This is a genomic window from Pseudomonas sp. GL93, assembly GCF_003408955.1.
GTDB classification, from domain to species: Bacteria; Pseudomonadota; Gammaproteobacteria; order Pseudomonadales; family Pseudomonadaceae; genus Aquipseudomonas; species Aquipseudomonas paracarnis.
In genome coordinates this window covers 61587-88030 of record NZ_NKRF01000065.1, presented here as the reverse complement: position 1 = coordinate 88030, position 26444 = coordinate 61587, and the positions used below count along the sequence as shown (strand labels likewise).

General features: G+C 52.8%; 22 protein-coding genes and 4 tRNA genes. 12 read left to right on the top strand and 14 right to left on the bottom strand.

All coding sequences use genetic code 11. From position 1 onward, the window contains the following. Positions 1-6 precede the first annotated feature (6 nt). Together CER19_RS11960 and CER19_RS11955 are read right to left on the bottom strand one after the other, a co-directional pair. Entirely contained in the window at positions 7-957 is a 951-nt protein-coding gene (locus tag CER19_RS11960) for a DUF979 domain-containing protein (RefSeq protein ID WP_116666569.1), read from the bottom strand. Beyond that, the gene (locus tag CER19_RS11955; protein WP_116666568.1) at positions 954-1670 is read right to left on the bottom strand and encodes a DUF969 domain-containing protein; all 717 of its coding nucleotides are present in this window, start codon (positions 1668-1670) and stop codon (positions 954-956) included. Before CER19_RS11955 ends, CER19_RS11960 begins: the two co-directional genes overlap by 4 nt. Positions 1671-2418: 748 nt before the next feature. Between CER19_RS11955 and CER19_RS11950 the strand changes: the two genes are divergently transcribed. From CER19_RS11950 to CER19_RS11905, 11 genes are all read left to right on the top strand, one after another. Next, complete coding sequence (locus tag CER19_RS11950) at positions 2419-3375, top strand: site-specific integrase (RefSeq protein ID WP_116666567.1); 957 nt, start codon at positions 2419-2421, stop codon at positions 3373-3375. A 348-nt stretch (positions 3376-3723) separates the two neighbouring features. Next, the gene (locus CER19_RS11945; RefSeq protein ID WP_116666566.1) at positions 3724-5208 is read left to right on the top strand and encodes a helix-turn-helix domain-containing protein; all 1485 of its coding nucleotides are present in this window, start codon (positions 3724-3726) and stop codon (positions 5206-5208) included. A 1689-nt stretch (positions 5209-6897) separates the two neighbouring features. Next, the gene (locus CER19_RS11940) at positions 6898-7101 is read left to right on the top strand and encodes a hypothetical protein (RefSeq protein WP_116666565.1); all 204 of its coding nucleotides are present in this window, start codon (positions 6898-6900) and stop codon (positions 7099-7101) included. After that, entirely contained in the window at positions 7098-7286 is a 189-nt protein-coding gene (locus tag CER19_RS28600) for a hypothetical protein (protein ID WP_133298332.1), read from the top strand. The genes CER19_RS11940 and CER19_RS28600 overlap by 4 nt, the downstream gene beginning before the upstream one ends. Before the next feature lie 260 nt (positions 7287-7546). Then, positions 7547-8047 (top strand): hypothetical protein, encoded by a 501-nt coding sequence (locus CER19_RS11930; RefSeq protein WP_116666563.1) that lies wholly within the window; start codon positions 7547-7549, stop codon positions 8045-8047. A 520-nt stretch (positions 8048-8567) separates the two neighbouring features. Further along, positions 8568-8783: a hypothetical protein gene (locus tag CER19_RS11925; protein ID WP_116666562.1), complete on the top strand. Its 216-nt coding sequence runs from the start codon at positions 8568-8570 to the stop codon at positions 8781-8783. Positions 8784-8849: 66 nt separating this feature from the next. Next, a complete protein-coding gene (locus CER19_RS11920) occupies positions 8850-9596 on the top strand; it encodes a recombinase family protein (RefSeq protein ID WP_256660426.1) in 747 nt (248 codons plus the stop codon). 847 nt (positions 9597-10443) lie between these two features. After that, positions 10444-10683 carry a helix-turn-helix domain-containing protein gene (locus CER19_RS11910; protein ID WP_116666560.1) on the top strand — a complete coding sequence of 80 codons (240 nt, stop codon included), beginning with the start codon at positions 10444-10446 and terminating at the stop codon, positions 10681-10683. 198 nt (positions 10684-10881) lie between these two features. Beyond that, on the top strand, positions 10882-11949 hold the full coding sequence (locus tag CER19_RS28595; protein WP_133298331.1) for a hypothetical protein: 1068 nt from the start codon (positions 10882-10884) through the stop codon (positions 11947-11949). After that, complete coding sequence (locus CER19_RS28590) at positions 11946-12458, top strand: hypothetical protein (RefSeq protein ID WP_133298330.1); 513 nt, start codon at positions 11946-11948, stop codon at positions 12456-12458. Before CER19_RS28595 ends, CER19_RS28590 begins: the two co-directional genes overlap by 4 nt. 262 nt (positions 12459-12720) lie before the next feature. Next, complete coding sequence (locus CER19_RS11905) at positions 12721-14154, top strand: hypothetical protein (protein ID WP_116666559.1); 1434 nt, start codon at positions 12721-12723, stop codon at positions 14152-14154. Between the two features lie 434 nt (positions 14155-14588). Here the strand turns inward: CER19_RS11905 and CER19_RS11900 are convergent, their stop codons facing one another. From CER19_RS11900 to CER19_RS11890, 3 genes are all read right to left on the bottom strand, one after another. After that, complete coding sequence (locus CER19_RS11900; RefSeq protein WP_116666558.1) at positions 14589-15581, bottom strand: hypothetical protein; 993 nt, start codon at positions 15579-15581, stop codon at positions 14589-14591. After that, positions 15578-15937, bottom strand: a complete 360-nt coding sequence (locus tag CER19_RS11895) for a nucleotide pyrophosphohydrolase (RefSeq protein ID WP_116666557.1) — start codon at positions 15935-15937, stop codon at positions 15578-15580. The genes CER19_RS11900 and CER19_RS11895 overlap by 4 nt, the downstream gene beginning before the upstream one ends. A 350-nt stretch (positions 15938-16287) precedes the next feature. Then, positions 16288-16364 (bottom strand) — tRNA-Val (locus CER19_RS11890). 184 nt (positions 16365-16548) lie between these two features. Here CER19_RS11890 and CER19_RS11885 point away from each other — a divergent pair. Next, positions 16549-17832, top strand: a complete 1284-nt coding sequence (locus tag CER19_RS11885) for an FAD-binding oxidoreductase (protein ID WP_116666556.1) — start codon at positions 16549-16551, stop codon at positions 17830-17832. 115 nt (positions 17833-17947) lie between these two features. Here the strand turns inward: CER19_RS11885 and CER19_RS11880 are convergent, their stop codons facing one another. From CER19_RS11880 to CER19_RS11840, 9 genes are all read right to left on the bottom strand, one after another. After that, positions 17948-18919, bottom strand: coding sequence for an XdhC family protein (locus CER19_RS11880; protein ID WP_116666555.1), 972 nt, complete (start codon positions 18917-18919; stop codon positions 17948-17950). Position 18920: 1 nt separating this feature from the next. Next, the gene (locus CER19_RS11875; RefSeq protein ID WP_116666554.1) at positions 18921-20156 is read right to left on the bottom strand and encodes a cytochrome c; all 1236 of its coding nucleotides are present in this window, start codon (positions 20154-20156) and stop codon (positions 18921-18923) included. 2 nt (positions 20157-20158) lie between these two features. Continuing rightward, a complete protein-coding gene (locus CER19_RS11870) occupies positions 20159-20698 on the bottom strand; it encodes a (2Fe-2S)-binding protein (protein WP_116666553.1) in 540 nt (179 codons plus the stop codon). Continuing rightward, complete coding sequence (locus tag CER19_RS11865) at positions 20691-23522, bottom strand: xanthine dehydrogenase family protein molybdopterin-binding subunit (RefSeq protein WP_116666552.1); 2832 nt, start codon at positions 23520-23522, stop codon at positions 20691-20693. Before CER19_RS11865 ends, CER19_RS11870 begins: the two co-directional genes overlap by 8 nt. Positions 23523-23909: 387 nt before the next feature. Beyond that, positions 23910-23986 (bottom strand) — tRNA-Asp (locus CER19_RS11860). A 106-nt stretch (positions 23987-24092) separates the two neighbouring features. Beyond that, a tRNA-Asp gene (locus CER19_RS11855) sits at positions 24093-24169 on the bottom strand. A 55-nt stretch (positions 24170-24224) separates the two neighbouring features. Further along, positions 24225-24300 (bottom strand) — tRNA-Val (locus CER19_RS11850). Positions 24301-24407: 107 nt separating this feature from the next. Further along, entirely contained in the window at positions 24408-25172 is a 765-nt protein-coding gene (locus CER19_RS11845) for an SDR family oxidoreductase (protein ID WP_116666551.1), read from the bottom strand. 11 nt (positions 25173-25183) lie between these two features. Then, the gene (locus tag CER19_RS11840; protein WP_057977625.1) at positions 25184-26395 is read right to left on the bottom strand and encodes an O-succinylhomoserine sulfhydrylase; all 1212 of its coding nucleotides are present in this window, start codon (positions 26393-26395) and stop codon (positions 25184-25186) included. Positions 26396-26444 lie beyond the last annotated feature (49 nt).

The window sequence follows — 26444 nt, the reverse complement described above, 5'->3', positions numbered from 1 at the left end:
GTTGCCTCACATCAACAGGTAAAGCAGCACGATATTGACCACCAGCATCATCAGCGCCGTGGGTATCTGAGCCTTGATCACCGCGTTTTTGTCCGGCAGTTCCAGTAGCGCCGCCGGTACGATATTGAAGTTGGCCGCCATCGGCGTCATCAACGTACCGCAATAGCCGGAGAACATACCAATCGCCGCCATCACCGCAGGGTTGCCGCCGTAAATCCCCACCAGCACCGGCACGCCGACGCCACCGGTCATGACCGGAAAGGCCGCAAAACCATTGCCCATGATCACGGTAAACAAGGCCATGCCCAACACATAGACCATTACCGCCACCAACTTGTAGTCCAGGTTGATGTAAGTGGTAGTGACATGGGCGACCGCCGTACCCACCCCGGCCTCATTGAACAACAGCCCGAGCATCGCCAGCATTTGCGGGAGCACCATGGCCCAGCCCAGGGCTTCGGTCAGGCGACGGGATTCGCGTAACGCCTGTACCGGCGTATCACGGGTCAGCCAGCAGGCCAGGCCAAGGGCGATCAGGCAACCGATGCCCAGGGAGACAAAGGTGGTGTTCTTCGGGTCCAGCAGCGGTACGCCGCCGATTTCGGTGTGTTTGAGCAACACCGAACCAATCACCGTGGTCAGCGGAATCGCCAACGCCGGGATGAACAATTTGTGGCCCAGGCGCCCGGCACTGGCGCGGGACGCCTTGTCATGCAATTCGGCATGCTGGCCACGACCAACGCCGCCCAAGCCTGCAATCAATGCCATCACCACCACACCCCCTCCGATGACCACCGAAGGCAGGCGCTCACCTATAAGGAACGGCACCGCAAACAATAACCAGAACAGCGCACTGGACCAGCGCTTGGGGTGGGAACGGTCGAACAGGATCATGCCGGCGGTGATCAGCAACAGCACACCCGCCAGCCAGTACAGGTATTGAATGGAAATAATCATTGAGCAGCCTCCACCGGGGTGGTGGCCGAGCTCATTTCGCGGGTTAAGCGCCGATCGAAACGATGCAGCCGGATCGCGTGAATGATGAAGGCACAGATCGCCGTCGGGATGCCCCACACCGCAATGTGCAGCGGCTCCACATCAATCCCCGAGCCGAGTAGGAAAGTGTGCATCAACGCAATCGCACCAAAGGCCACGAAGATGTCCTCACCAAAAAACAACCCGACATTGTCGGTGGCAGCGCACATGGCCAGTACCTTGTGGCGCAGCTTGTCAGGCAGCTTTCCATAGCGTTTTTCCGCCGCGCCCTCAGCCATCGGCGCCAGCAGCGGCCGCACCATCTGCGGATGCCCACCCAGGCTGGTCAACCCCATGGCAGCCGTGGACTCACGCACAAACAGATAAATGATCAGCAAGCGCCCGACCGTGGCGCGTTCGAAGCGTGCGATCCAGTTCTGCGCATGCAGGCGCAGGCCATGACGCTCCAACAGGCCAATCACCGCCAGCGGCAATAACAGAATCAGTTGCAAGGCACGGGTCTGAAGGAAGCCATCGCCCATGGTGGCGAGAATTTTTTCCAGCGGGAACTGGGCAGCAAGCCCGGTGGCGACGGCGGCCGCGGTGACCACCAACAGCGGATTGAAGCGCAATACAAAGCCAACCACGATGACAAGTACGCCGATCAACGGCCATAAGTTCACAACAGTTTGCATGGCGAGGAGGTCCTTTAGTGCGCGCTGCGGCGCCATTACAGCAGGATGTGGGCAAAGGGGTCACAGCTTGAAAGTGGCGTGCAGTCGGCTCGGTTTTTTTATTGTTGACCTGGCAGGTCGAGCGTCAGTGGCGGCAACTTTGCTGCCTTGGGCCGGGGGTGTCCAACAAGAAAAATTGTTGCTGCAAACCAATAATTTTTGTGGGGGGATGGCATCGGGCGGTACGGTGCCTGGAAGGAATCGAGCCCAGTATTTTTGGACAAGCCGTATGGATGAGCTTGCTATGGCGTCAGAAGTGAAAAATCCTGATCAGCACCTATACTCCACAATGCAGCTGTGTGTACTTGCAGTCCATTCACGGCGTCATGCCGACAATGAGGGGTTCCCGCTATGTATGCCGGACAAATGAGTAATATGGCGACCACGCTTGGCGAGATACGCTGCCAACTTTTCGCTCAGGTGATCTGCCTGCTGGCGGTGGCGACGCTGTTCGCCTGATTGAACACTCCAGCCCTGAAAGGACGCCGCCCGGCGCCTTGACTTTCTTTTGCCCAAATTTCAGCCAACAAAAAAGGGCCCACCTTTCGGTGGGCCCTTCCAGACCGCCCAGCAGAGCGGATTTTGTTTGGTAGGCGCGATTGGACTCGAACCAACGACCCCCACCATGTCAATGTCTGCTTGCGCAAGCTGCAAGCCTTGGTGCTCTTGGATTTCACAGAACGCCCATTCACATCATGAGGCGTCAAAAATGGCCAATATTCGCTTACTTCCGTCCGGCAACTGGAACGCTCAGGTACGGATAAAGGGTAAATCTCCCCAGTCAAAAACCTTCAACACCAAAGCTCAAGCAGAGTCATGGGCGAACCAGATCGAAGCCGTGACGATGGATCGCAAGCATCACACTATCTATACGTTAGGTATGACGTACTGCGAAACCATGCTTAAGGGCAAAGGCAGCTATGACCACGCACTGAAAATCGTGGAGCATCTGGGCAGACACTTCACCCAGCCCATTCACGAAATCACCCCGCAGATGATCAACGACTTCAAGATAATGCGATTGAAGAAGGTGAAGCCGTCCACGTGCAGAACTCAGCTCGCATTCATGTCGAGGTTCTACCGATTCGCCAAACGCGGTTTATTGATCGACATTCATAACCCTGTAAGTGATATTGCACTTCCAAAGCCAGACCGGTCTTCAGACAAGGTAATCCGGGCAAGTGAGCTTGAGCGATTGCTGGAAAAGCTCTCTCCCACTATGAAGCTCATTGTTGAATTGGCATACGAAACAGCCATGAGACGGTCCGAAATTCTGAAGCTGACGAAAGACTGCATACACCTCAAAGACCGTATAGCCGATGTGATCGACGGAAAGAACGGCACACGATCCGTTCCCCTCACCCACCGCGCTGTAGAAATTCTTGAACTCGCCCAGCTATGGGCCACTGTGGAGCGTCATCCCAACAACCTGATCTTCACTGTCACTCCACACGCTGTAACTCAAGCGGTGCGACTGGCACGTGTTAAGGCTGGATTGGATAGCAGTGTCAGGCTACATCAGCTCAGGCACACCAGAATTACTAACGTCGCGAAGAAGGGTTTCAACAACGCACAGATAATGATCGTCTCAGGACACAGGGATACGCGATCAGTTGCTCGCTACTCACACCTGAATGTCAGGGACGTGTTGCACCTAATCGACTGATCAAACTAGAGGGGTAGCCACGATGAATTAGGAATTGGCTGCCCGCCCCAATCCAAATGGTTTAGCCGCCTCCCATTCAAAACAATGGTCGAAGCACTGGGACTTCTTTCGCTGCAAGCACATAACAACAACCAATAGCAACATAATAGTTGACATTACTTTTAAATACTGTATAATTGCTCGCCTGCTTCAGTGAGCAGACAGACAATCTGGAAACCTCCACGCGACCACCGATCCAAATTGGTGCCTTGCAAGGAGGTTTTTTTGCGTCTGCGATTTACCAAAACCAATTGGCAGCACCCCGAGAGGAATTGCCTATGAATTGAACTTAAAGACGGAGAAATTAAGATGACCAGTATCGCCCCCAATAAAGTGATCCACACCGCTGTATCCGCTCCTGGAGCGGGCAAGACTGAGGCACTCATTAGCCAAATTCCGTCTCTGCTTTCTGCGGGACGCTCCATTGCTCTAGCACTCCCCACCCTAGACCTCACCGATAGCTTTGTTAGCCGTTTACCAGCTGGCCTGCCTTACCGTGTCATCAACTACACCACCTGTGATCACGTTGGTACGGAGCTGATAGCCGCTTTGAAGAAGAAGGCAAACCATCTGATTATCACGACACATCAGAGCGTCTTCGCGGTACGACCAAGTTTGCTCCAAGGCTGGATGCTAGTCATCGACGAACTACCGCCCGTGGTTGATTTTCCAGCGTACCCATTCGAACCATCGGAGCTCGCTCAACTGTTTGTGAACGCAGTGGAGCGGGATGGACGTCTACATATACGGGACGGTTGTGCAGGTGCGATTGAAACATCATTGGCGACCTTCAAGGCCGTATCAGCAGGAGCTGAACGCACTTCGATGTTGAGCAAAGATGGGGCTCGTATCTACGAATGTCTGAAGGATGGGCATCCAGTATTCATTGATTCCGAGATACACAATGGAAACCGGTATGTTCGATCAGTAGTCGAGTCCAACTGCTGGGACACCTTCGCTGCGGCAGAAGAGGTGCACGTTCTTGCAGCCAGTGTAATTGGAAGTCAGTTCGATGATTTTGCTCAGGTTCATGGCGTCACATACGCGAGGTCGGATTTCACGCCAGCGTTTGACGGCTACACCTCTGCTGTCACGATCTACCCTGTCATGCCGAAGGGGCGTAACTACAGCAAATCCGCTGTAACAATGCCTACACATGATGGAAGCACTACTGAGCAGCAGAAGCAGGGAGAGCCTCTGGTGATTGATGACATTCTGAAGGCCGCTCTCCAACGGTCTATTGGAACTCCGCTGCTGTTCAGCAACATCTGGGCAAGCTTCAGATGGCTACCAAAGGGAACCGTGTATCGCTGCTCAATCGACAGTCGAGGCTTGAACGAGTATCAGGGCGAAACTGATGCGATTCTTCTGTTTGGTGGAAACCCATCGCCATCCGATCAGCTCGCGCTGGAGTTTCTAACAACAAAGTATGGTCGTGTATTTCGTCAAGGATTCATCGTCACTAGATTCTTGGAACCTAGCTTACAGGCAGCGACTCGGACAGCAGTGCGAGACAGAACCAATACCAAGCCAATACAGCTGTTTGTGCAGGATGGGCGAGTAGCTGAGTATCTTGTCTCCAGCTACATGCCACATGCCGTGATTGACTGGAGCTTGTCTGAAACCATCCCTGTCCTTAAAGATCGTAGAACGACTGAAGACCCAAGGAAACTGGAAGTATTCGAGCTATTTGCACAAGGCAAGAAGAATGCTGAAATTGCAAGTATCACAGACTCACATCGAAACACGATTTCGAATTGGAGAAAGGATTGGCGTTTAGCTCAGGCTGCTTAACATTTAGCAACCTTGTAGATTCAAAATCGTACGCTGACAATTCTGCACATTGATCCTAAGAAGCTTATTAGGAAAGATGTGCAGTTTCACAAATTCTCCTCCCAAAGCTTAATCTTTGGCCATTGAATATTTCTGGGCTAGCTAGCCCAGTTAGGCATTAGAGATAGGTAGAGAAAAGGATGGGGATAGACCCCATCAAACAAAGACAATACACCCTGTTGTAGACAACAAAAGTACGCATTCAGAGTGATACTCTGAAATCAGATCAAAAGCATGGTGGGCTTCGCTTTCCCACCTCTGTAAAGCATTCGCCTCCGGCTCACTTGCTGACACTGGCTGTATGGTTAATGAAATTTAATTGATTGACATACTGATGTGATCAGCAGTGATGCGTAAGCAAATAAGGTGTTGGCGTTGCTTCTATGTGGTAACACGGGAACATTCTCTGAGAACATTCAGGGCGAGAGAACAAAGTGAACCAAGCATCAGACATCAATATCACACCATTGACGGTGGCGTGATTGCCAATCATGATTTATAGAGAGTGAGTTGTCTGTAAATAGACAAATGTGTTCACCCTTAAACAATACACTCGTTAAACAATCAGCCTCGATCATCTACGACCAAAACCAAGTACATCATAATCGTCTGCATGCTTTCCTGAATCCCAACATTGCATGTCATCGCGATAAATCCAGATTACACTTTCACATCTAAAATCAATTCAAAAAAGCTTGCATTTAGCTGCAACTATATTGACTTATTTCAACTAATTTGATACAATGGTAAACATATAGGAGAGAGTCAAACAGCATCCTCATCACCACTCCCTTATGGTGCTACTGTTAGGTTATTTAGCTATTTCTCGACAGTATTTTGGCAGCTCTCCTCCACTAAACAAAAAGGTCATCCTCAACAGGTTGGCCTTTTTTATTTGCCATTCGGCAACATATGAAACCATTCAACCAACTACCTTACTTATATCAAGGAGGCACATTTATGCGCATTAAAAATTGTTTGAGCTGCAAAAAAGAAATGATTAATAAACGGTCCCATATCAAAACATGCAGTTCAACTTGCAGGGTCCGCATCTGGCGAATTAGTCAAAAAAAACATATTCCTTTGAAGTTGCTTTTCACAGTTCAGCACTTTGAAAGCTTGCGGCTTGTAGCGAACAATCTTGGATTGACTGTTGATGCGCTTGTGATGAGTCGTGCACTTGGGACACCACCGACCAGAAGCTGATAACAGCTGTAATTACACCTACTTCCATTGTAAATCAAAGGAACTTAATTCAACGAAAATAAGTAAATACCATTGAGCAATTACCTCGTACTGCACACGCCATCACAACTGATCAAAGCTGTTATCACAACATCTAATATACCCACACCTGATCAACATCACACCTTCCATGCTGCATCAAGCACTGTACTGGATAAGTACTATCGGTTGAAGTCAAAGGCTAATCGTAATGGGACTCTGGTGTCCGCTGGTGAGCTCGCAGCCATTAGCCCCTCGTTCCTGAGTTCACTGGTCGAAACCGGATAAAAATGGCGACCCCTAGCTAGGGTACAGGGTACCTATTTTACCTCGTCTACAAGCCACATAAACTGGGCATGTAAAGTACTAAATCAACCATATGCCAGCCTATTTCTACAATTAACTCTTCAAAAGGAAAAACCCACAATGAATATAGTGAACTTACTCACTACGTACGACCTTGAGCGTCTCTTGGCGACTCAGCAAATCAAACATTACATTTACTTCAAGCAGACAGCAGCCGCGATAGGTAATAAAGCAGAATACCGTCGTGCCACTGACGTCATCGACCAACTGACAACAGAACATGGTATTTCAGCACTGCACCTAGCTCAAGAGGAATACAAATGACAACTAAAGAGAAACAAGCACAAGCACTTGAACGAGAGATTGCACGACTATTAGATGTTGTTAACAAGCGCACGAGAGTTGACGCAAATATAGAAGAAAGAAGAGCAGCAAGGCAAGCACAAGCACTTGTTCAAAAACAAAAGCGAAAAAAATTAACAAGCAATGTTGAAAACATCCTGATTTGAACCGTCAAGCACAGTTGCAACCAAGTCAAGTAACGCAACAACCAGAACAACCAAAGCAATTGACTAATCGCTTTGAAGAGCAAACTGCAGGTTAACAAACTGCTCGCCAGCATTCCCGGTGGTAACCCCATTACCAAGATGAACAAGGTAACTACCAGCGATGACGTCATAAAACCAAAGCTATCGAACGATGAACAATATCGCATTGACATCTTAACCAAGATGAAAGCACGTATCTCACAACAAACGAGGAAGTAAACATGACCAATACCACTACCGACATCAAGACAGATAAGATTACCGTAAATGGCGTTCCACCAAAGTGGGATGATGCAGAGTTTGAAAGCCGTGTAGCAGGCTGGATTCAGGTGTATCACAACACTACGCAATCAATGACTTATGTCACGGCACCATTGTCGTATGATTTCTTGGAACTGGTATCAGCAAAGACTGCTGAAGGCCACCGTATTGCACGCAACCAACTTATCAGCTTTGAAGCACTCAAATACGGTTGCTGGATGATCAAGCCAGAAGCAACACAGACTCAGGACATTGCTGAAATTCGAGTGAATGAGAAGACGAAGTATGTTCAGTTTCTTGAATCTGAGCGTGCTCGTTATCAAGACATGCTACGCCAACAACTCATCCAGTCTGCCGAATTGAAAGAACAAAAGAAAATTGAGGACGCGAAAGCAAAACGACTGACTGAAATCGATAAAGAAGTTAATGAATTGTTCAAACCTTTAGATATTCCAGCGTAACAACCAAATACACGCTGCAAGCTCCTACGAGCCTTTCTGAGAGCTTTTACAATACCACCAACACCACCACCCTTATCAGCCTCTGTTGCGCTAACCGCGTCACAGGTGCTTTTTCACATCTGCAATATAGTCAACATTTGCAACAGGGTTAAATCAGGTGATGAAACACGGATCACAACAGGATCATCCTGGTCGTTCATGTGACGACTTATTGTGCAAACAACTGCTCCAGCCCGCATTTTTACAGGTCTCTGAGCAATTCAGGTTAAGCATTCCCGTAACATTCTCTGCAATTTCATCACAGGCGAAAGAAAAACAGGTGAAAACGAGAGGAAAACGAGTCACTAGCCAACGCTGGATAATCATCCATCACAGACCTTTGCACAAACGGCGTAGCAATGCCGTCACAAGGTGTTGGCGTTAACCATGTCCGGTTTGTCTATCTCATGGCAAGTGCCGATACACGACATTTAGTAACCCCTAAGCTACGATCTTTGTTCACCCAACAAGGACGACAGCCATGTCAGAACAGAACGAAGCCATAGCCAACGCCCTAGAGCTGCTGGTGATCAGTCAGAACGGCATTGGTGCTGCTATCGAAGAACTCGCCAAGTGGGTGGCTGAACGTGGCTCTGTGGATGTGGCAGACAACGCCGTGTCAGCTTTGCAAGTCCTCGACTCAAACGCCGAAGGGATCGCCAGTGCGATCAGACTTCTTCGTCAAGAACAGATATAACAAACCTAGAACGACCATTCAATAAATGTTAAAATTGCTTCTAGAGAGATTTTCAGGAGTCAAGACATGACCACCAATACTATCGACGTAGTGAGCTACTGCCGTGTGTCGAGCCAGGGGCAGGGTGAAAGTGGACTGGGTCTTGAAGCTCAACGTGAGTACATCACTCGTGCAGCCCTACAGAACGGCTGGAACATTATCGGCGAGTTCGTAGATGTCGTGTCGGGTAAGTTGGCAATCGAAGAGCGTCCAGAAGGTGCCAAGGCTTTATCCCTGTGCAAACAGGCGAAGGCAAAGCTGGTAGTTGCCAAGTTGGACCGGTTGTCACGTTCCGTTCACCACATCGCCCGGCTGTTGGATCAGACGATGGACTTCAAAGTGGCGACCATGCCACAGGCCGACAAGTTCCAACTTCACTTGTTCGCTGCACTGGCTGAGCAGGAGCGATCCTTCATTGCCAGTCGTACAAAAGAAGCTCTGGCAGCCCTACAGGCTCGTGCTGATGATGGTGACATACAGTCTGTTGAAAAGATTGCACGCCGTACTGCGGCACTAGAAAAAGGTCGTACCGCTACGAACCGGGCTAAGGCCAACAAAGCCATTCAGGATCGTGTGAGTTCGTGGCAAGAATCAGTGCGTGATCCAATAGACCTGTGTATCCGTAAGGGCGGTCGCACACTGCAACAGGTGGCTGATTGCCTAAATGGAAAGGGCATCACCACAAGCAGGGGCGGTACATGGTCATCTATGCAAGTGAAGCGAGTGCTGCAGAAACTGGCCCTCACACTCCCTACCAAAGAGGATGCTCTGTAGCGTTCTACTGGGCCGACCTCGTGACAGCTCGTCACACCTTTGCCCCAGTGTAAGCGCATTTGTAGTTTGATATCCCTCACTCAAAACTGCCAAGACAAGCTCTCAGCAGCCCTCATGGCCATTCATCCGTGCCAACTCTCATCGGATTTAGCGAATCTGTAGATGGACACCCCCGCTGGAACCCCAGACCGTCAAACTCATCAGACCAATATCCATAGCGGATTTGCACCAACATCACCACCCACCTAAACACTGAAAGCTAACTCCGACTTCTGGGGATCAGGGCTCATCACCTACCTAGTAAAGAGAAAACGATAAAGCCTGCAAAAATGGAGTACAAAACACCACGAGCGATCCAAAGCATTCTTTTCTCCTTTTCCGTAGGCTCTACCACTACATTCGCGTCACACCTCCCGCCACTGTTGACGCTGTCCACATCTGATCCACAGTGCTTACATTTCACAGCTGCACATCGAATAGTCTCAGCGCAAATTGGACAAGCCCTACCATCATTGAAGCTACCGAGGACCTCCACCTGGCGCTTTCCTGCAACAGTCATAATTACACCGACTAAAAACATCAGTCCGCCGATGAGAATGAAGTTTTGCCGTTCGGCCATCAAGCCAATGTTGTTGACTCGTCCGGCCCCCGCCGATACCGAGACATCCATAGCCAATGCACCGACTATGCAAAGCATCCCTACTACGAGCACGAAATACCCAAATTTCCGCATAGCGATTTTCCTTGAAATTGATGATCACAAGCTGAGAAAGAGCAGATTATCCCAAATTCAGATATCTGAAAACCAGATATAGCGTGCGAGGCCACCCTTTGCGACCAGCCGACCATGCCCAAAACCATCTATCGCCGTGAGTACGATGTCCTTCTGTCATTAATCAAGAAGCACAGAAAAGAATCGGGAATGACACAAGCCGACTGCTCAAAAGCGCTGGAGCGCCCACAGTCGTTCATGAGTGATGTTGAAACTGGATCGAGGCGACTAGACATCGTGCAGCTTCGAGATCTGTGCAAAGTCTTGGGAATTGAACTGATAGAGCTAATCGAAGAATTTGAAAATTCACTCTAGTCGGATGATCAAAATTTTTTCAGAAAATCGAGCAACGGCAAGGATAGGCTGAGCGTCATAACGCTTTTTGAAAGCGTCAACCAAGAAGAGCTCTAGACGATACTGGCGCATTGTCATCACCAGTGCTAAATTCAGACACTCTTAGCTTTCGATTATGCCCATCGTGATCGAGCACTCTCTGGTAAAAGGACTTTAAAAATGCTTCAAAGCGGCCATATAAACTTTTTCAATGTCGACAAGTGTGGACTTTATAGTTTTAGCGGAAAAGAACCAACAGCTTTAACATTACCTGAAACTTTTGAAAAGCTAACCGAATGGGCGAAAACGAGGTCGTTTGAAACCACCAACCCTTGGGACCCTAAAAAAAACAGAAACAAAACACCATGTTACTGCCACAAGGTACATTTTGACGAGGCAACTGGTGATTATTTGCTTGTCTTATGGAAAGGAGAGAATGACAAACATGGCCCGCTATATGGTATGACCATAGACGCAGATGGAAAGCCAGATCAGAAGCCAATAAAACAAGCCGATAAACCAAGAAAAGGTAAAGTGGTTTGGGGGAGACCGTGCTATTACTGGGTAATCCCACAAGCTCAATGCATTGCTTCAATTAAATTCGAAAACTCTAGATGTGACTCAAATATGTTTCAGGACTGGGTCACGGGGAGCATGAATTTCAGGGTAGAACTCCCAGAATTTAAAAAAGTCACTACTGACACTGGACTTGTAAGACTTCAGTTTCCTAATGACGAAGAACACCCGTTCAAATATTATTATCAATTTGATCTTAGCCTTAGGACCCTTTCTACATCATCAGCGCCATTACAGGAACTTGGGAAAAGAGTTACACACATCATAAGGCGTGAAACTGTTTCTCTCAACGTGAAAGATGAGCGCAAAGGATGGGTCAAGACATTCGGTGAAATTATTCTACCCTACGCATCTAATAATGACTCAAAAAGCCGTAAAGTCGAGCTTACGGTAGAGGCGAGACCAACGGTTAAAGAAATTCGAGATATTATAGAAAAATTTGGCTCTACAAGCGATAGCAGCGATGGAGACGATGTTGGATTTATTTTGGATAATGGCAGGACGGTTTGGGCCAAGCAATACAGACACTCAGAGAGTTTTTCCATAAACGATGACGGTAATGATATACTGGACGCCAAGTATTTATATCAGACGCTTTCGGCCAATCGCTCCCGCTATCTTTCCCCAATTTTTAAAGATATGCGAGCGACAAAAACAGGCACTTCTAAATGAAAGAGATTGTCGTAGCACTTATTATATCTGCTGTAGCGACATGGCTAGCCTATTATTATGGGCTAACTTATTCTTACTCGGATTTCAAAGACTACGGAAATAATATACTCGCCATATCTGGTATGGTTTTTACAATAATGGGTATTTGGATTGCATTCATTTATCCAAATGCAATACTACGCTTACAAGCTCCAAATAAAATTAAAAACGCCGACTTCACTCAAACCTTAGAAGATACCAGAAGGTTAGAGTCAATTGTCGGATGCATAATGAAATCTGCATTCGTAGCGTCCGCATTATGCCTTGTTTTCTTAGTTAAGATTCTTGCGTCATCCACGCCTTTATACAAGGAGCATATACAACTTGTAAAATCACTGGTTCTGGGAGGAGCAGTTTTTCTAACAATCCTTCAAGGTTCAGCTGTAGTAAGCGTTATGTATGCTAACTTCATGTTTATAGAAGACCTTCATCGACGAAGAGAAAATAGACAAGGCGATAATGATTTTTAGCAATCAAAAAAACTAAACTTAGCCGAGCCCGCATATGCGGGCTTTTTTTACGAAAAAATATATAGAGGCCAGCCAGCACCAATATCAACACTGTGGATAATTCGCTGAAACGACGAACACGACTGTTTCGGTGTTCTGCTGAGCAGCAGTTAAATTCGTTAGCCAACTGTAAATATGCTACCGACTGGAGCTATTAGTAGTAGATTTTTGTTCGTATTGGGGATATATATGTGGATGATAGACTAACCAACAGGAGGTTGCGATGGCCAAGATCACAAGTTTAGAGACAATATCTAGCGAATTCGGCATTGATCCCAAGGAGTTCGAAAAGTTAGACATCATCGACACCCAACTCACTGTCGACACAAATTTATTCATTGACCCTTTACTCCTACCAGAAAGTAAGCACGAAGAAATAAATACGGGGGCCGCAACAGCTTATGAACAAAGATTCGAATTTATAATTAAGCTGCTCGCCGCCTCAAAAGAAAAAGGCGATCTCACTTGGCGAAAAGCAGAAAAGCTTTTCAACTTTTCGGAAGTGAGTTGGACTTGTCTAGGCTATAGCGCATCTGTGAGAGGATCTGGATTTGGGCCAGAGCTCACTTCTAGCACACTAGAAACTGCGGCTCAAATAGTAGCCTTAGGAATTACCGATATTGACTTTTTCATGGGACTGTCACTATTTGAAGAGGGAATAGGTCCTGACAGAATAAGCGACATGACTACTAACATAATACTGCCCAACCTAATAGACTTTACCATAAGACAGAACAACCAGTTAAAATTGCCAACAAAACCATTCAAGATCAAAGATGAAATATTCTACCTCCCTGAAAACCCTCACTCCAAAGATCCTTTGATATTTGTCCCAAGAGATATTGTTAGAGATCTACCAATAGCCAGTGACTGGAGTGATATCTCCCGCATCGCCCGAGAAACTGAAGAGTATCGTGAAAAAGTGAGCGGGGGCATAGGGAAAGTATGGGCCACTATGTCAAAGAGAAGAAAGCAAGCACTCCGAGACAATGCACTTAGAAGCAAAGAGTCGTTTGAGCAGATACTTGAATTACTGAAGGAAGTTCCAAAAACCCCCTACAACTTTGATGCAGATCGAAATGGAGAGGCATTCTGGACGCGACTGAAGGATATTGCAGACCAACACCCATTAATAGTAACTGGCACGCTGAAAAACATAATTAACCTTGAAGAAGCAAAAAAATTAGTAGACACAATAATTAAACAATACCAAGAATTAGTCGAGAATAAAGGAATCTGGAAGGAGCTCTGGTCTGACGACAAAAAACCTCGCAGAGAAAAAGCCGCACAAAGGCTATTTTTTGTTATTGCATACTCATACTGCAAAGCCAACAACTTAGACGTAACTCCCGAAGCCGATACTGGAAACGGTCCAGTCGACTTTAAATTTTCGTTTGGCTTTAATACTAGAATCGTAGTAGAAATAAAGCTCTCAACAAACGATTTAGTCCATGGCTACACCAAGCAACTTGAAATATACAAAAAAGCCGAAGACACCAAGGTTGGAGTATATTTAGTTATTGACGTAGGCAGTTTAGGCCAAAAATACAATGAAGTACAACGAATGAGAAGAGAGGCAATTGAAGCAGACCAAGAAACATCATCTATATATTTAGTGGATGGAAACAGACGAGAGTCAGCAAGTAAACGCAAATAAAAACGATTAAGAAGAAGCTGGAGCCAGAAAGCTAACAACCACTTGACGCTAACTGGCTCACCTTTTCAAATATCGAGCTACTGAATACTGCCTGGGGCAAATACGCCCGATTAACTCCATGTTTCTTGGCAGTTAAAATTTAAATGTATTGAATGGTAGAGTTTTGGCGATAAAGACATATAAAGCATGATGATTTTAAAATAAAAGCTTAAGCTAGTGACCTATACCATCGACAGACACATAAACCCCGTGCGAAGGCTTCTAGGCATTTCTGAATTTCATTTCTTTTTGCTTTCTCCACTGACAAATTGTGAAGGCTAACGTTAGAGGAAGTGTCGTTTTCTTACCAGCTTCCTCCAACTCTTTTAAGTCTACAGCTAACCTTTTTTGCCACTTAAAGGCAATGAAAACATGAGTAAGTTTCAGCCATGCAGCTAGGCTTCTAGGAGCTCCAAAGCTTCAGCGGGCTCAAAGCCGTGCGTATCTCGGTGCCATTGAAAATACTTCTTCGTTTTCTGGCTCCAAGCAGGTACGAAATTACCCAACACACCATCAATGTAACTCGATATAGCCGCAGGCGCTTCGAGGGATGGATGCCTAACAACCATCCCATTCTTTACCGAAATATATCCGAACTCAAAAAGTGGGTCACATCCCATACGGCACATAGGAGCTGCAATATTTTCGATATCTAGCTTTTCCTTTCTGTCACAGGAAGCCCGTTTTTTGATGTGCGCAGCAACCAGCATGTTGCGGGGATATTCGTTTAAGCAGATGCAGCATGTACCAGTGGCCAAGCCTTTAAAGAGGTGCTTCACGATGAAGCGGTGCTCATTCCTAGTAGGTCTCGTAGCAGAACCGTCCGTCTCCACCTGGAGATTAATTTCAGCGCGAGCATCTTCGAGACTTATAGGCTCATCAGCAAGCTCGTAAAGAAGCCTCTCGTGGCGATCAATAATCGCTGCACTGTCTGCCTCGGAAAAGCGATTGAAAGACATACGAGGCTGGCTTTCGGTGCAGAGGAGGATGTCAGAATATGGAATAGAGACATGACGTACATCCGAGACGAAGTAAACGTTCTCCCAAGTGGTGCCCTTACTGACGTCTTTTAAACCCCACAGATGAAGGGCAAGGTCTCGATTACGGGTGCGATGAGTGAACCTCGAGGCTACTGTAACCACTCCCTGGACGTTGAAGATGACTACATCGTTTGGAGCCATCCTCAGCCAAGCAGCTTCGGTATTGCTGGGCGATAGCCCCCAGATATACAGCTTGCCGGAGGGATTCTCTGCTCGCAGTATCGAACCAAGCGCAGGATCAAGAAGGTGCTCGATATCGTCAAGAAAAATGGGGTTGAGTATGGTGTTCTGAAGATTCTTCCTTGCAACTGAATCAGAGCAAGGCTGATACACAACTGCGGCAGTCATTCCTCTCTCCTTGAGTACTTAACAGCATTGCCCTTAGACTTATCTACGGGATACTTCTCGGCATTTAACTTGATTTTGGCTTGAGCCGCTGCTGCAACGTCGATCTGTAGCCTATCTCCCAGTCTCAGCAGGTAAAGTAGAACATCGGCTATCTCTTCTTCAATGGCCTTTACTGCCTCATCGGAGAGAGCAGCGCGCTCACTCTGTTCAGCTGTGAGCCACTGAAAGAGCTCTGTAAGCTCCCCCACTTCACCGGACAATGCCATCACTAGATTCTTGGGGGCATGGAACTGATTCCAGTCCCTCTCGACAGCAAACGCAGCCAGATCGGACTGCAGTTGTTTCAGTACGTCCATTCCTACTCCATGCACCATGCACCATGCACCATGCACCATGCACCATGCACCATGCACCATGCACCATGCACCATGATCAAGATAGCATGGACGCTAACGACTCCGACAACGCCTGTCTAGCCGCCAACACATCACACGCTCACCAAGAACACTCGACAACTCAACACCTCACCGCCCCCTCATGCGAAATGTAGAAAAATCACAGGTCAGAACAGGTATTGCAGGCGTTCACATTGCTCAGTGTGAATGAAGCCTATATTTTGTGAACGTTCTGCATGAATTCCAGGCAACAAAAAAGGGCCCACCTTTCGGTGAGCCCTTCCAGACCGCCCAGCAGAGCGGATTTTGTTTGGTAGGCGCGATTGGACTCGAACCAACGACCCCCACCATGTCAAGGTGGTGCTCTAACCAACTGAGCTACGTGCCTGCTGTGAGGCGGCATTCTACGGAATTCCGAATGGGTGTCAACATCTTTTTTGCAGCTAACCCTATGAATATGCGAATTTTTTATTTGCGACGGGTACACCTGTGATTTTCGGGTGGCTGGCAGGCAATTTTCAACTCAGGTAGGATCGGCGCACTCGTAAAAAATATAAAACAGAGGTTCCAGGATGGCGAACACCCCCTACCCCCAGTCGTATTACGCCGCTTCTGCGAATGCAGTTCCGCCCCGTCCTGTGTTGCAAGGTGAAGTCGAGACCGATGTGTGTGTGATCGGGGCTGGCTATACCGGGCTATCCAGTGCGCTGTTTTTGCTGGAGAACGGCTTTCGCGTCACGGTGCTGGAAGCCGCCAAGGTGGGTTTTGGTGCCTCGGGTCGTAACGGTGGGCAGATCGTCAACAGTTACAGCCGCGATATCGACGTGATCGAGCGCAGCGTTGGGCCCCAGCAGGCGCAGTTGTTGGGGCAGATGGCGTTTGAAGGTGGCAGGATCATCCGTGAGCGCGTGGCCAAGTATCAGATCCAGTGCGACTTGAAGGACGGAGGCGTGTTCGCCGCCCTCAACAGCAAGCACATGGGCCACTTGGAATCGCAGAAGCGGCTGTGGGAGCGCTACGGCCATACGCAACTGGAGTTGCTGGACGAGCGCCGCATCCGCGAAGTGGTGGCCTGTGACAACTATGTGGGGGGCTTGCTCGACATGAGCGGTGGCCATATCCACCCGCTCAACCTGGCGCTCGGTGAAGCCGCGGCCGTGGAATCCCTGGGCGGCACGATCTATGAGCAATCGGCAGCGGTGCGCATTGAGCGCGGTGCCAATCCGGTGGTACACACCGCCGAGGGCAGGGTCAGGGCCAAATTCATTATCGTCGCGGGGAACGCTTACCTGGGCAATCTGGTGCCGGAGCTGGCGGCCAAGTCGATGCCGTGTGGCACCCAAGTGATCACCACGGCGCCACTGGGCGATGAAGTAGCCAAGACTTTATTGCCACAAGATTACTGTGTCGAGGACTGCAACTACCTGCTCGACTACTACCGCCTCACCAGCGACAAGCGCCTGATCTTCGGCGGCGGCGTGGTGTATGGCGCGCGGGACCCGGCCAATATCGAAGCGATCATCCGGCCGAAAATGCTCAAGGCATTTCCGCAACTGAAGAACGTGAAGATCGACTACGCCTGGACCGGCAATTTCCTGCTGACCCTGTCGCGCTTGCCGCAGGTCGGCCGCCTTGGCGACAACATCTATTACTCCCAGGGCTGTAGCGGCCATGGCGTGACGTACACGCACTTGGCAGGCAAAGTACTGGCGGAGGCCTTGCGAGGTCAGGCTGAGCGTTTTGATGCGTTTGCGGGCTTGCCGCATTACCCGTTCCCGGGTGGGCAAATGTTGCGCACGCCGTTTGCGGCACTGGGGGCTTGGTACTACGGGCTGCGAGATAAATTCGGGATGTAGACACTGTAGGAGCGAGCTTGCTCGCGAAAAACGTCAACGATAACGCGCTTGTTCTGAATGAACGCGGCGACGGTGAGTTTTTCGCGAGCAAGCTCGCTCCTACAGGGGCTGCGCTTCAGAGCTGGTCGCGAGCAATCCCGCTACGAATCCGCACGATATCAGCCAATACCGCCAACGCAATTTCCGACGGCGTCCTGCTCCCCAGGTTAAGCCCGATGGGCGCGTGTATCCGCGCCAGTTCAGGCTCCCCCAACCCACCGATGCGACGCAGTCGCTCAAAGCGCTTCTGCGAGGTCTGCAACGACCCCATCACGCCAATGTAGAACGCGTCGGTACGCACCGCTTCCATCATCGCCAGATCGTCGATACGCGGGTCATGCGTCAGCGCAACCACCGCCGTATCACGGTGACAGCCGCCGTCGGCAATAAACACCGACGGCAACTGGCGACGAATCTCCACGCCATTGAGCACCACGCCTTCGAGCACTTCATCGCGTGGGTCGCAGAGAACCACTTCGAACCCAAGGCCGACTGCAAACTCGGCACACGCCTGCGCCACGCTGGAGTACCCGGCCAGCAACAGACGCTGAGCCGCACCGACGCGAATGCGCACCCGCTCACTGTCACGCTCGATGCGAGCCCCCTGTTCGCGATCAACGAACAGGCTGCGCGCCCCGCTGGCCAGGTCCACCTGGCGAATCAAGCGGCGCTGCCCGAGCAGCGCCGACTCCATTTCACGCAGGTGCGCTTGCACCTCGCAGTCAGGCTCGAACGCCTCAACCAATACATCGAGAATGCCGCCACAGGGCAGGCTGACCCGCGAGCGCGGATCGTCCCCTGCGCCGTAGCGCACCACGTTGACCGCATCGAGAAACGCACCGTCGGCGACGCGTTCGAGAAAGTCTTCCTCGACGCAACCACCCGACAACGACCCAATCCACTGCCCAGCGGCGTTCACCGCCAGCAGCGAACCCGGCGCACGCGGAGCCGAGCCGTAGGTGGCCAGCACCGTACAGAGCCAGATGCGCTGCTCCGCCACCGACCACGCCAGCGCCCGTCGTATCACCTGCAGATCCAGATGCTGCATGTCAGTGCGCCCTGTGCTCGATGGACGGCGCCTCAGCCTGCAGCTTCTGCACGTCGCTCCCCGCCAGCTCCGCCGATTGCCCGCCCCAGCCTTGGCGCAGGTAATTGATCAGGTCGGTGAGTTGCACCGGGCTGAGTTTTCCAGCGAAGCCCGGCATCGGTTGCATGTGCTCGAACCCGGAGAACTTCTGCTCACCGATCCCGTCCTCGATCACCCGCACCAGGTTGCGCGGGTCTTCCAGACGCAGCGTGGTGTTGCCGCGCATCGCCACCGCGATGTGCGGCTTGCCTTCACCACCGGCGGCATGGCAACCGGCACAGACGTTCAGGTATTCCTGGCGGCCGCGCTGAGCGCTCGGGCCGAGCTGGTCCACCGGCACTTCGACCAACGCCTTGGCTGCCGGCGGTTTATCGCCGAGCAGGAAGGTCGCCATCGCAGCCAGGTCCGCATCGCTCAGACCCTGGGTGCTGTTGTGGAACACCGGGAACATCTCGTTGAACATCGTGCCTTGGGCGCTCATGCCGTGCTTGAGGAACGTGGCCAGGTCCTGCTCATTCCAACCGCGCGCGGCCAGGTCCGTGGCGAGCAGGCTGGGCGCCAAATAGCCATTGAGGATGCCGCCGGTCAGGCGCTTGTCCAGCTCCATCGCACCGGGCAGACCACGTGGTGTGTGACATTCGCCGCAGTGGCCGAGCACTTCGACCATGTACTGGCCGCGCGTCCAGGCTTCGCTCTTGCCTTGGGCCGGTTCAAGTTTCAGCGCTTTGCCGTACAGCACGTTCCAGCCCATCAGGCCCAGGCGCACGTTGAACGGAAAGCTCAGGCTCGTCACCGGCGCTGCGCGCTCGATCGGCTCGATGGTTTTGAGGTACGCATGAATCGCGTCCGAGTCTTCACGCGGCATCAGGTGGTACGAGGTGTAGGGCATCGCCGGGTACAAGTACGCACCGTCGCGACGCTTGCCTTCAGTCAACGCGGCGAAGAACTCGTCATCGTTGTACAAGCCAATGCCGTGCTCTTTGCTTGGCGTGATATTGGTGCCGTAGATGGTGCCGAACGGCGAGACAATCGGCAGGCCGCCCGCAAACGGCGCGCCGCCCGGTGCAGTGTGGCACGCCATGCAGTCAGCGGCGCGGGCAAGGTATTCGCCGCGCTTGGCTTGATCATCAGCGTGGGCAAACAATACCGGCGCGGCCAGGCCGACCGCCAAGGCCAGGCGGGTCAGAAAAAGCTTCATGCTTAACCCCCCTTGACCAGGCCGAGATCGGTCAGCACGTTGCGGGTGGCGTTGTAATAACGCACGTACCCGGTACAACGGCAGACGTGATGACCGAGACTGTCCTCGATGACTTGTTCCAGCTTGCTGTGCACGGTCGGCTGGCGTTGCAGTTTCTCCACCAACACGGTGGCCGCATTGACGAAGCCCGGCGCGCAATAGCTGCACTGAAAGGCGAACTCGTCCACGAAGCGCTGCTGGATCGGGTTCAGCTCGGTAACCTGGCCCGACTCATCGCGCTTGGCGTGGCCTTCGATGGTGCGCACTTGCTTGCCTTCGAAGTAATGCGCACCGGTGATGCAGGTGCGCACTTCTTCGCTGGTACCGTCCGGGTTGTCGACGATCACCACGCAGGCGTGGCAAATGCCCTGGCCGCAGCCCAGCCGCGAGCCGGTGAGGTTCTTGTACTCGTGCAGGTAGTCGATCATCGGCAGGTCATCAGGGATGTCCACCGGGCCGACGGATTGACCATTGAGGGTCAGTTGAAGCGGACGGTTAGCCATTGAGGGCCTCCTTGATGCGGGCAGCCGTGATTGGCAGGTCGCGAACACGTTTACCGATGGCGTGTGCCACCGCATTACCAATGGCCCCGACAATCGGGATCATCACCACTTCAGCGATACCTTTGGACGGGTCGCTTGGCGACAGCGCCGGCAGAATCTCTGAGGTCTGTTTCCACACGGCAACGTGACGCGCCATCGGCAGACGGTAGCGGTTGAAGTTCCAGTCGCCCTCCCCCGGCCCGCCTTCGTACAACGGCATTTCTTCCATCAAGGCGTGGCCGATGCCCATGGCCACACCGCCTTCGAGCTGGCCCTTGACCAACTCTTCAACCAGCACACGCCCGCACTCGACCCACGAGTGATGATTGAGCACTTCGACCTGCGCTGAACCCTTGTTGACCTTCAATTCGACCAACGTGGCGACGGGGCTGTAGTACGTCACCGCAGCGTTATTCAACTGGGTGGCGGGATAGCTGACGTTCTGGCGATCGAGCAGGTGGAAACCGGCAGCGCTCATCAGCGCCTGCTTGGCTTTCGGTGCGCCGTCGCCGTATTTCACCGCCAGACCGTCGAGCGGCAGGCGCTCGCGCACGCCGTCGATGCTGTACTCAGCCTCGGCCCAGCTCCAGCGGTTAAACCCGTGGACCGTGGCAGCGGTGACCAGGCCGCGCTCGTGAGCACGCTTGGCCAGCTCTTCAAAGCTCAACGGCTGCATGCCGTTGGCGGTGAGTTTGCCGTCCACCCAATGCGCGTCTTCGCGGCGCACCACATAGGGGTTAGCCTGACCGCCGAACGGGCCCTGGCGCCAGATCTCCAGCGCCGCTGGCCACAGGCCGTGGTTGAACAGCACACGCGCCGCTTCACGGGTGGCGTGGCTGAAGTAGTACGCCGAGTTGGTCGCGGACGACGCCGAAGCGAGCTTGCCCACCCAACGCGGGTTGCGCAGCAGGTTGTCCTGCTCGGCCTGGCTCATGATGTAAGGGTTGCCGCTGGTGATCAGCTGCATTTCCTTCCACTCTGTTTCGCCGGTCTTCACTTCGTGTGCCGGGCTGCCAAGGAAATCGGCAACGACCAGCGATTGCGAGGTAGACATACCGGTACCGATTTCGATCCCGATGTGGCGCAGGCTGATGCGACCTTCAGCGTTGAATTCAACACTGGCCATCGGCGCTTCGGAACCGGTGCCGAAGTCTTTCTGACAGATGGCGAAACCAACGCCATACCAGTTATCCGGGTCCGCAGCTTCGCGTTGTTGCTTGATCGCGTCGCGGTTTTTCCACACGTCGTGCACGGCGGCCTTGTCGAGAATTTCGTGCAGCCGCAACGCACCGGCAGGGATCGCACCCTGGGTGTTTTTCATGCCCGAACGCAATGCGTTCTTGCGCCGCAGCTCAATGGCATCTACACCGAGGCGACCGGCGATTTCGTCGACCATCATTTCGGTCGCCGCCATGCTTTGCAGGGTGCCGTAGCCACGCATCGAACCGGCTTCAACGCCACGGGAATGGTATGCGGTGACTTGCAGGTCGTTCTGCGGCATGTAGTAGATCGACTGCGCCGCCGTGGCGCCGACCGCAGCGACCGATGGGCTGTAGTTGACCCGACCACCGCCGTCGACGCTCATGTCAGCGAGGAAGATTTTGAAACTGTGGTCGTTTTTGTCGACCGCCAACTGATAGCGAATATCGAACGGGTGACGCTTGATGCCGCTCTGGAATTGCTCGTAACGATCATTGGCCAGACGCACCGGCACACCGGCGCCATACAACGCAGCGAGGGCGGCGTAGTAGACGAAAATGTTGTGGTCTTTGGAACCGTACCCCACGGTGTAACCGGGGTGCATGTTCAGGTGGGCCAGGCCGAAGCGCGACGGCGAGATCATCTTGGCGGTCTCGGTCGCCACTTCCAATGGGCACTGGGTGGCCACCACGAAGTGCAGGGTCTTGGTAGCAGGATCGTACCAACCGTTGCCGTTGTCCGGCTCCATGGCGGCCGGTTCGATCGAGGGGGTTTTGTAGCGCTCGTCAAACACTAGCCAGTTGTCCGGTGGTGTGTTGATCTGGCTCTTCATGCGCTCGGCGTAGAACAGCCCGCGCTCGGTCAGGTTGCCGTGCAGGTTCGGCTGGGAATTCCACACTGGGCGACGGTTTTTCAGCATCGGGAACAGGATCGAATCCTTGAGGCTGGCGAACTCGTCTTCGTCGGCCGAGGTCGGGCCACCCACGCGCACGTAGCGAAAGCTGCCGTAGGGGTCGCCTTCGTAATACGGCACTTTGGCGCCGTAACGAATCGCCTTGTCATTGAACTTGAGCTTGTTCTTGGCCTGACGGAAACGCTCGAAGTCGTTCCAGATCAGGATCGCCACCGGGTGACCGATGAACATCGGCACTTTGCCCTCGGGCAGCAACGGGTCCGGCGCATGTTCTTCCGGGAAGACGATACCGTCCTTGTCCAGGTCGGCAGCGGTGACAATACGGTCCGGCTGCAGCTCGGCGCCAAGCCACGACAGGTCGTAGCCCGCGTAGATGTGGTCGGCCTTGATGGTTTTGAGCAACATGGCGTGACCCTGCTGCTGGGGCCAACCAGGCATGTCCTTGGAACGGATGTCGCGGGCGAACACCTTGCTGCCGCAGACTTTCGACAAGGCATCGTTACGCTGGCGCGCCTTGCCGTTATGACCGAGCCACTTTTCAGACGGCACGGTCACGCTGTTTTCCATCAAGGCAGCCAGCGCCTGGGTGCTAAGTGGCGTAAGCGTGACACTCACACCCGCCACCAGCCCGCCCTGGAGGAACGAGCGCCGGGTTATTTCACGGTTGGACATGGATCATCCTCTGAGCGGTTATAAATCCGCCCTTATGGTTAAGTACACCGAATCTGGAGACTTGCAGAAGCCTTTCTCGACGAATCAAAAGGCCATGATGACAGTGCAAAGTTGACCGAAGGGTTAACTTTAAAGGTTTCTGCGCCTGCGGCAAATAACCACATTGAAATTTTTTGACACAAGAACGCAAAACGGCCGACAGAATCGAAATGATCTGTCGGCCGTTTGCCGATAATGAGCGCTGGTGGTAGCGAAGAAGATGAGGCTTTTTTCAAACCCCAGACACAAAAAACCCCGGTCTTTCGACCAGGGTCTTTGCTATCGGATCAAGGTGAGCCAGTGGCTTTCCTTGTGCTTCAAGGCGTTCAGTGGGCCTTGAGGCAGATATGGCGCAGCGGACGGGACTCGAACCCGCGACCCCCGGCGTGACAGGCCGGTATTCTAACCGACTGAACTACCGCTGCGTATCGCTTGGCTGATTGAGCATGAACCCTCAACCACCTTTTAAACATCTGACCGATCAGCCTTGGCTGTTCAATCTCAAGCCCGACACATCGAACCTGGAAAATATGGCGCAGCGGACGGGACTCGAACCCGCGACCCCCGGCGTGACAGGCCGGTATTCTAACCGACTGAACTACCGCTGCGCGTCGGTGCAACCTTTAACGTTGCGTCTTGCCCTGAGGCAAAACTCTCAAGAAGTGGTGGGTGATGACGGGATCGAACCGCCGACCCTCTGCTTGTAAGGCAGATGCTCTCCCAGCTGAGCTAATCACCCTTTGCTTCGTTGAGGCCGCGAAATTTACGCAGGTAGCGGACCTAAGTCAATAGCCTGCTTGAAGTTTTTCTGAAAAAGACAAAATCACTTCAAGACGGCTACCGGCCCTACTCGCTGTAAATCATCTTCTTGCTCATGCCACCGTCCACCACAAACTCTTGCCCGGTGACGAACCCGGCCTGGCGTGACAGCAACCAGGCCACCATCGCCGCCACGTCCTCCACCGTACCGACCCTGCCCGCCGGATGCTGGGCATGATCGGCGTCGGTGAGCGGCTCTGCACGCCGCGCAGCGGGGTCACGGGCGTCGATCCAGCCAGGGCTGACCGCATTGACCCTAACTTCCGGACCCAGGCTCATGGCCAAGGCGTGGGTCAGGGCCAACAATCCACCTTTGCTGGCCGCATAGGCTTCGGTGTCAGGCTCGGATTGACGCGCTCGAGTCGAGGCCAGGTTGACGATAGCGCCGCCATGGGCACGCAGGTAAGGCGCGCAGTGCTTGGCCAACAGCATCGGCCCGCTGAGGTTGATCGCCAGCACACGATTCCAGTACGCCAGATCGAGGCTTTCCAGGGTGATATTGCGCGGGTCGGCCACCGCCGCGTTGCACACCAACGCATCCAGGCGCCCGAACTGCCCCAGCACCTCGGCGACACCCTGGGCCACTTGCTTCTCGTCGGCCACGTCCATGGTGATAAACCACGCATTATCGCCCAGCACCTTGGACACCTTGGCACCGCGCTCGCGGTCCAGGTCGGTCAACACCACCTGCCAGCCTTCACTGATCAGCCACGCGGCAATCCCGAGGCCAATGCCTCGCGCCGCGCCCGTCACCAGCGCCACGCGCCCGTTACTGGCCGCTGCGGCCTCCATGGACCACTCGATCACAAGGCCGCCAGCCCGCGGGCCAGGTCTGCCTGCAAGTCAGCAACGTCTTCCAGGCCCACCGCAATGCGGATCAGGCTGTCACGGATGCCGGCCGCTTCACGCTCCTGCGGCGCCAGGCGCCCGTGGGAGGTGGTGCTCGGGTGCGTGATGGTGGTCTTGCTGTCACCCAGGTTGGCGGTAATGGAGATCAAGCGCGTCGCGTCGATGAAGCGCCAGGCGCCGTCTTTGCCGCCCTTCACCTCGAAACTCACCACCGCACCAAAACCACGCTGCTGGCGCTGGGCCAAGGCGTGTTGCGGGTGGCTCTTGAGGCCGGCGTAATGCACCTTCTCGATACCGTCCTGCTGCTCCAGCCACTCGGCCAGGGCCTGAGCGTTGGCGCAATGGGCTTTCATACGCAGGCTGAGGGTTTCCAGGCCTTTGAGGAAGATCCAGGCGTTGAACGGGCTCAGCGTCGGGCCGGCAGTGCGCAGGAAGCCCACCACTTCCTTCATCTGCTCGCTGCGACCAGCCACCACGCCGCCCATGCAACGGCCCTGGCCGTCGATGAACTTGGTTGCCGAGTGCACCACGATGTCCGCACCCAGCTTCAGCGGTTGCTGCAAGGCCGGGGTGCAGAAGCAGTTGTCCACCACCAGCATCGCGCCCTTGGCATGCGCGACTTCGGACAGCGCAGCAATGTCCACCAGCTCAGCGAGCGGGTTGGACGGCGACTCGACGAACAACAGCTTGGTATTGGCCTTGATGGCCGCCTCCCAACCGGACAGGTCCGCCAGGGGCACGTAGTCCACCTCAACACCGAAACGCTTGAAGTACTTCTCGAACAGGCTGATGGTCGAGCCGAACACGCTGCGCGATACCAGCACATGGTCGCCGGCGCTGCACAGGCTCATCACCACGGCCAGGATGGCCGCCATGCCGGTGGCAGTCGCTACGGCCTGCTCGGCACCTTCCAGGGCCGCAATGCGCTCTTCGAACGCACGCACGGTCGGGTTGGTGTAGCGCGAATACACGTTGCCCGGCACTTCGCCAGCAAACCGCGCAGCGGCGTCGGCGGCAGTACGGAACACGTAGCTGGAGGTGAAGAACATCGGGTCGCCGTGCTCACCTTCCGGGGTACGGTGCTGGCCGGCGCGCACAGCCAGGGTATCGAAAGCTACGCCATCGAGGTCGCTGTCCAACCGACCGGCATCCCATTCCTGACTCATGCTGCGACTCCTTATTCAATTCTTTATTTAAGATACAAAACCGGCCCCT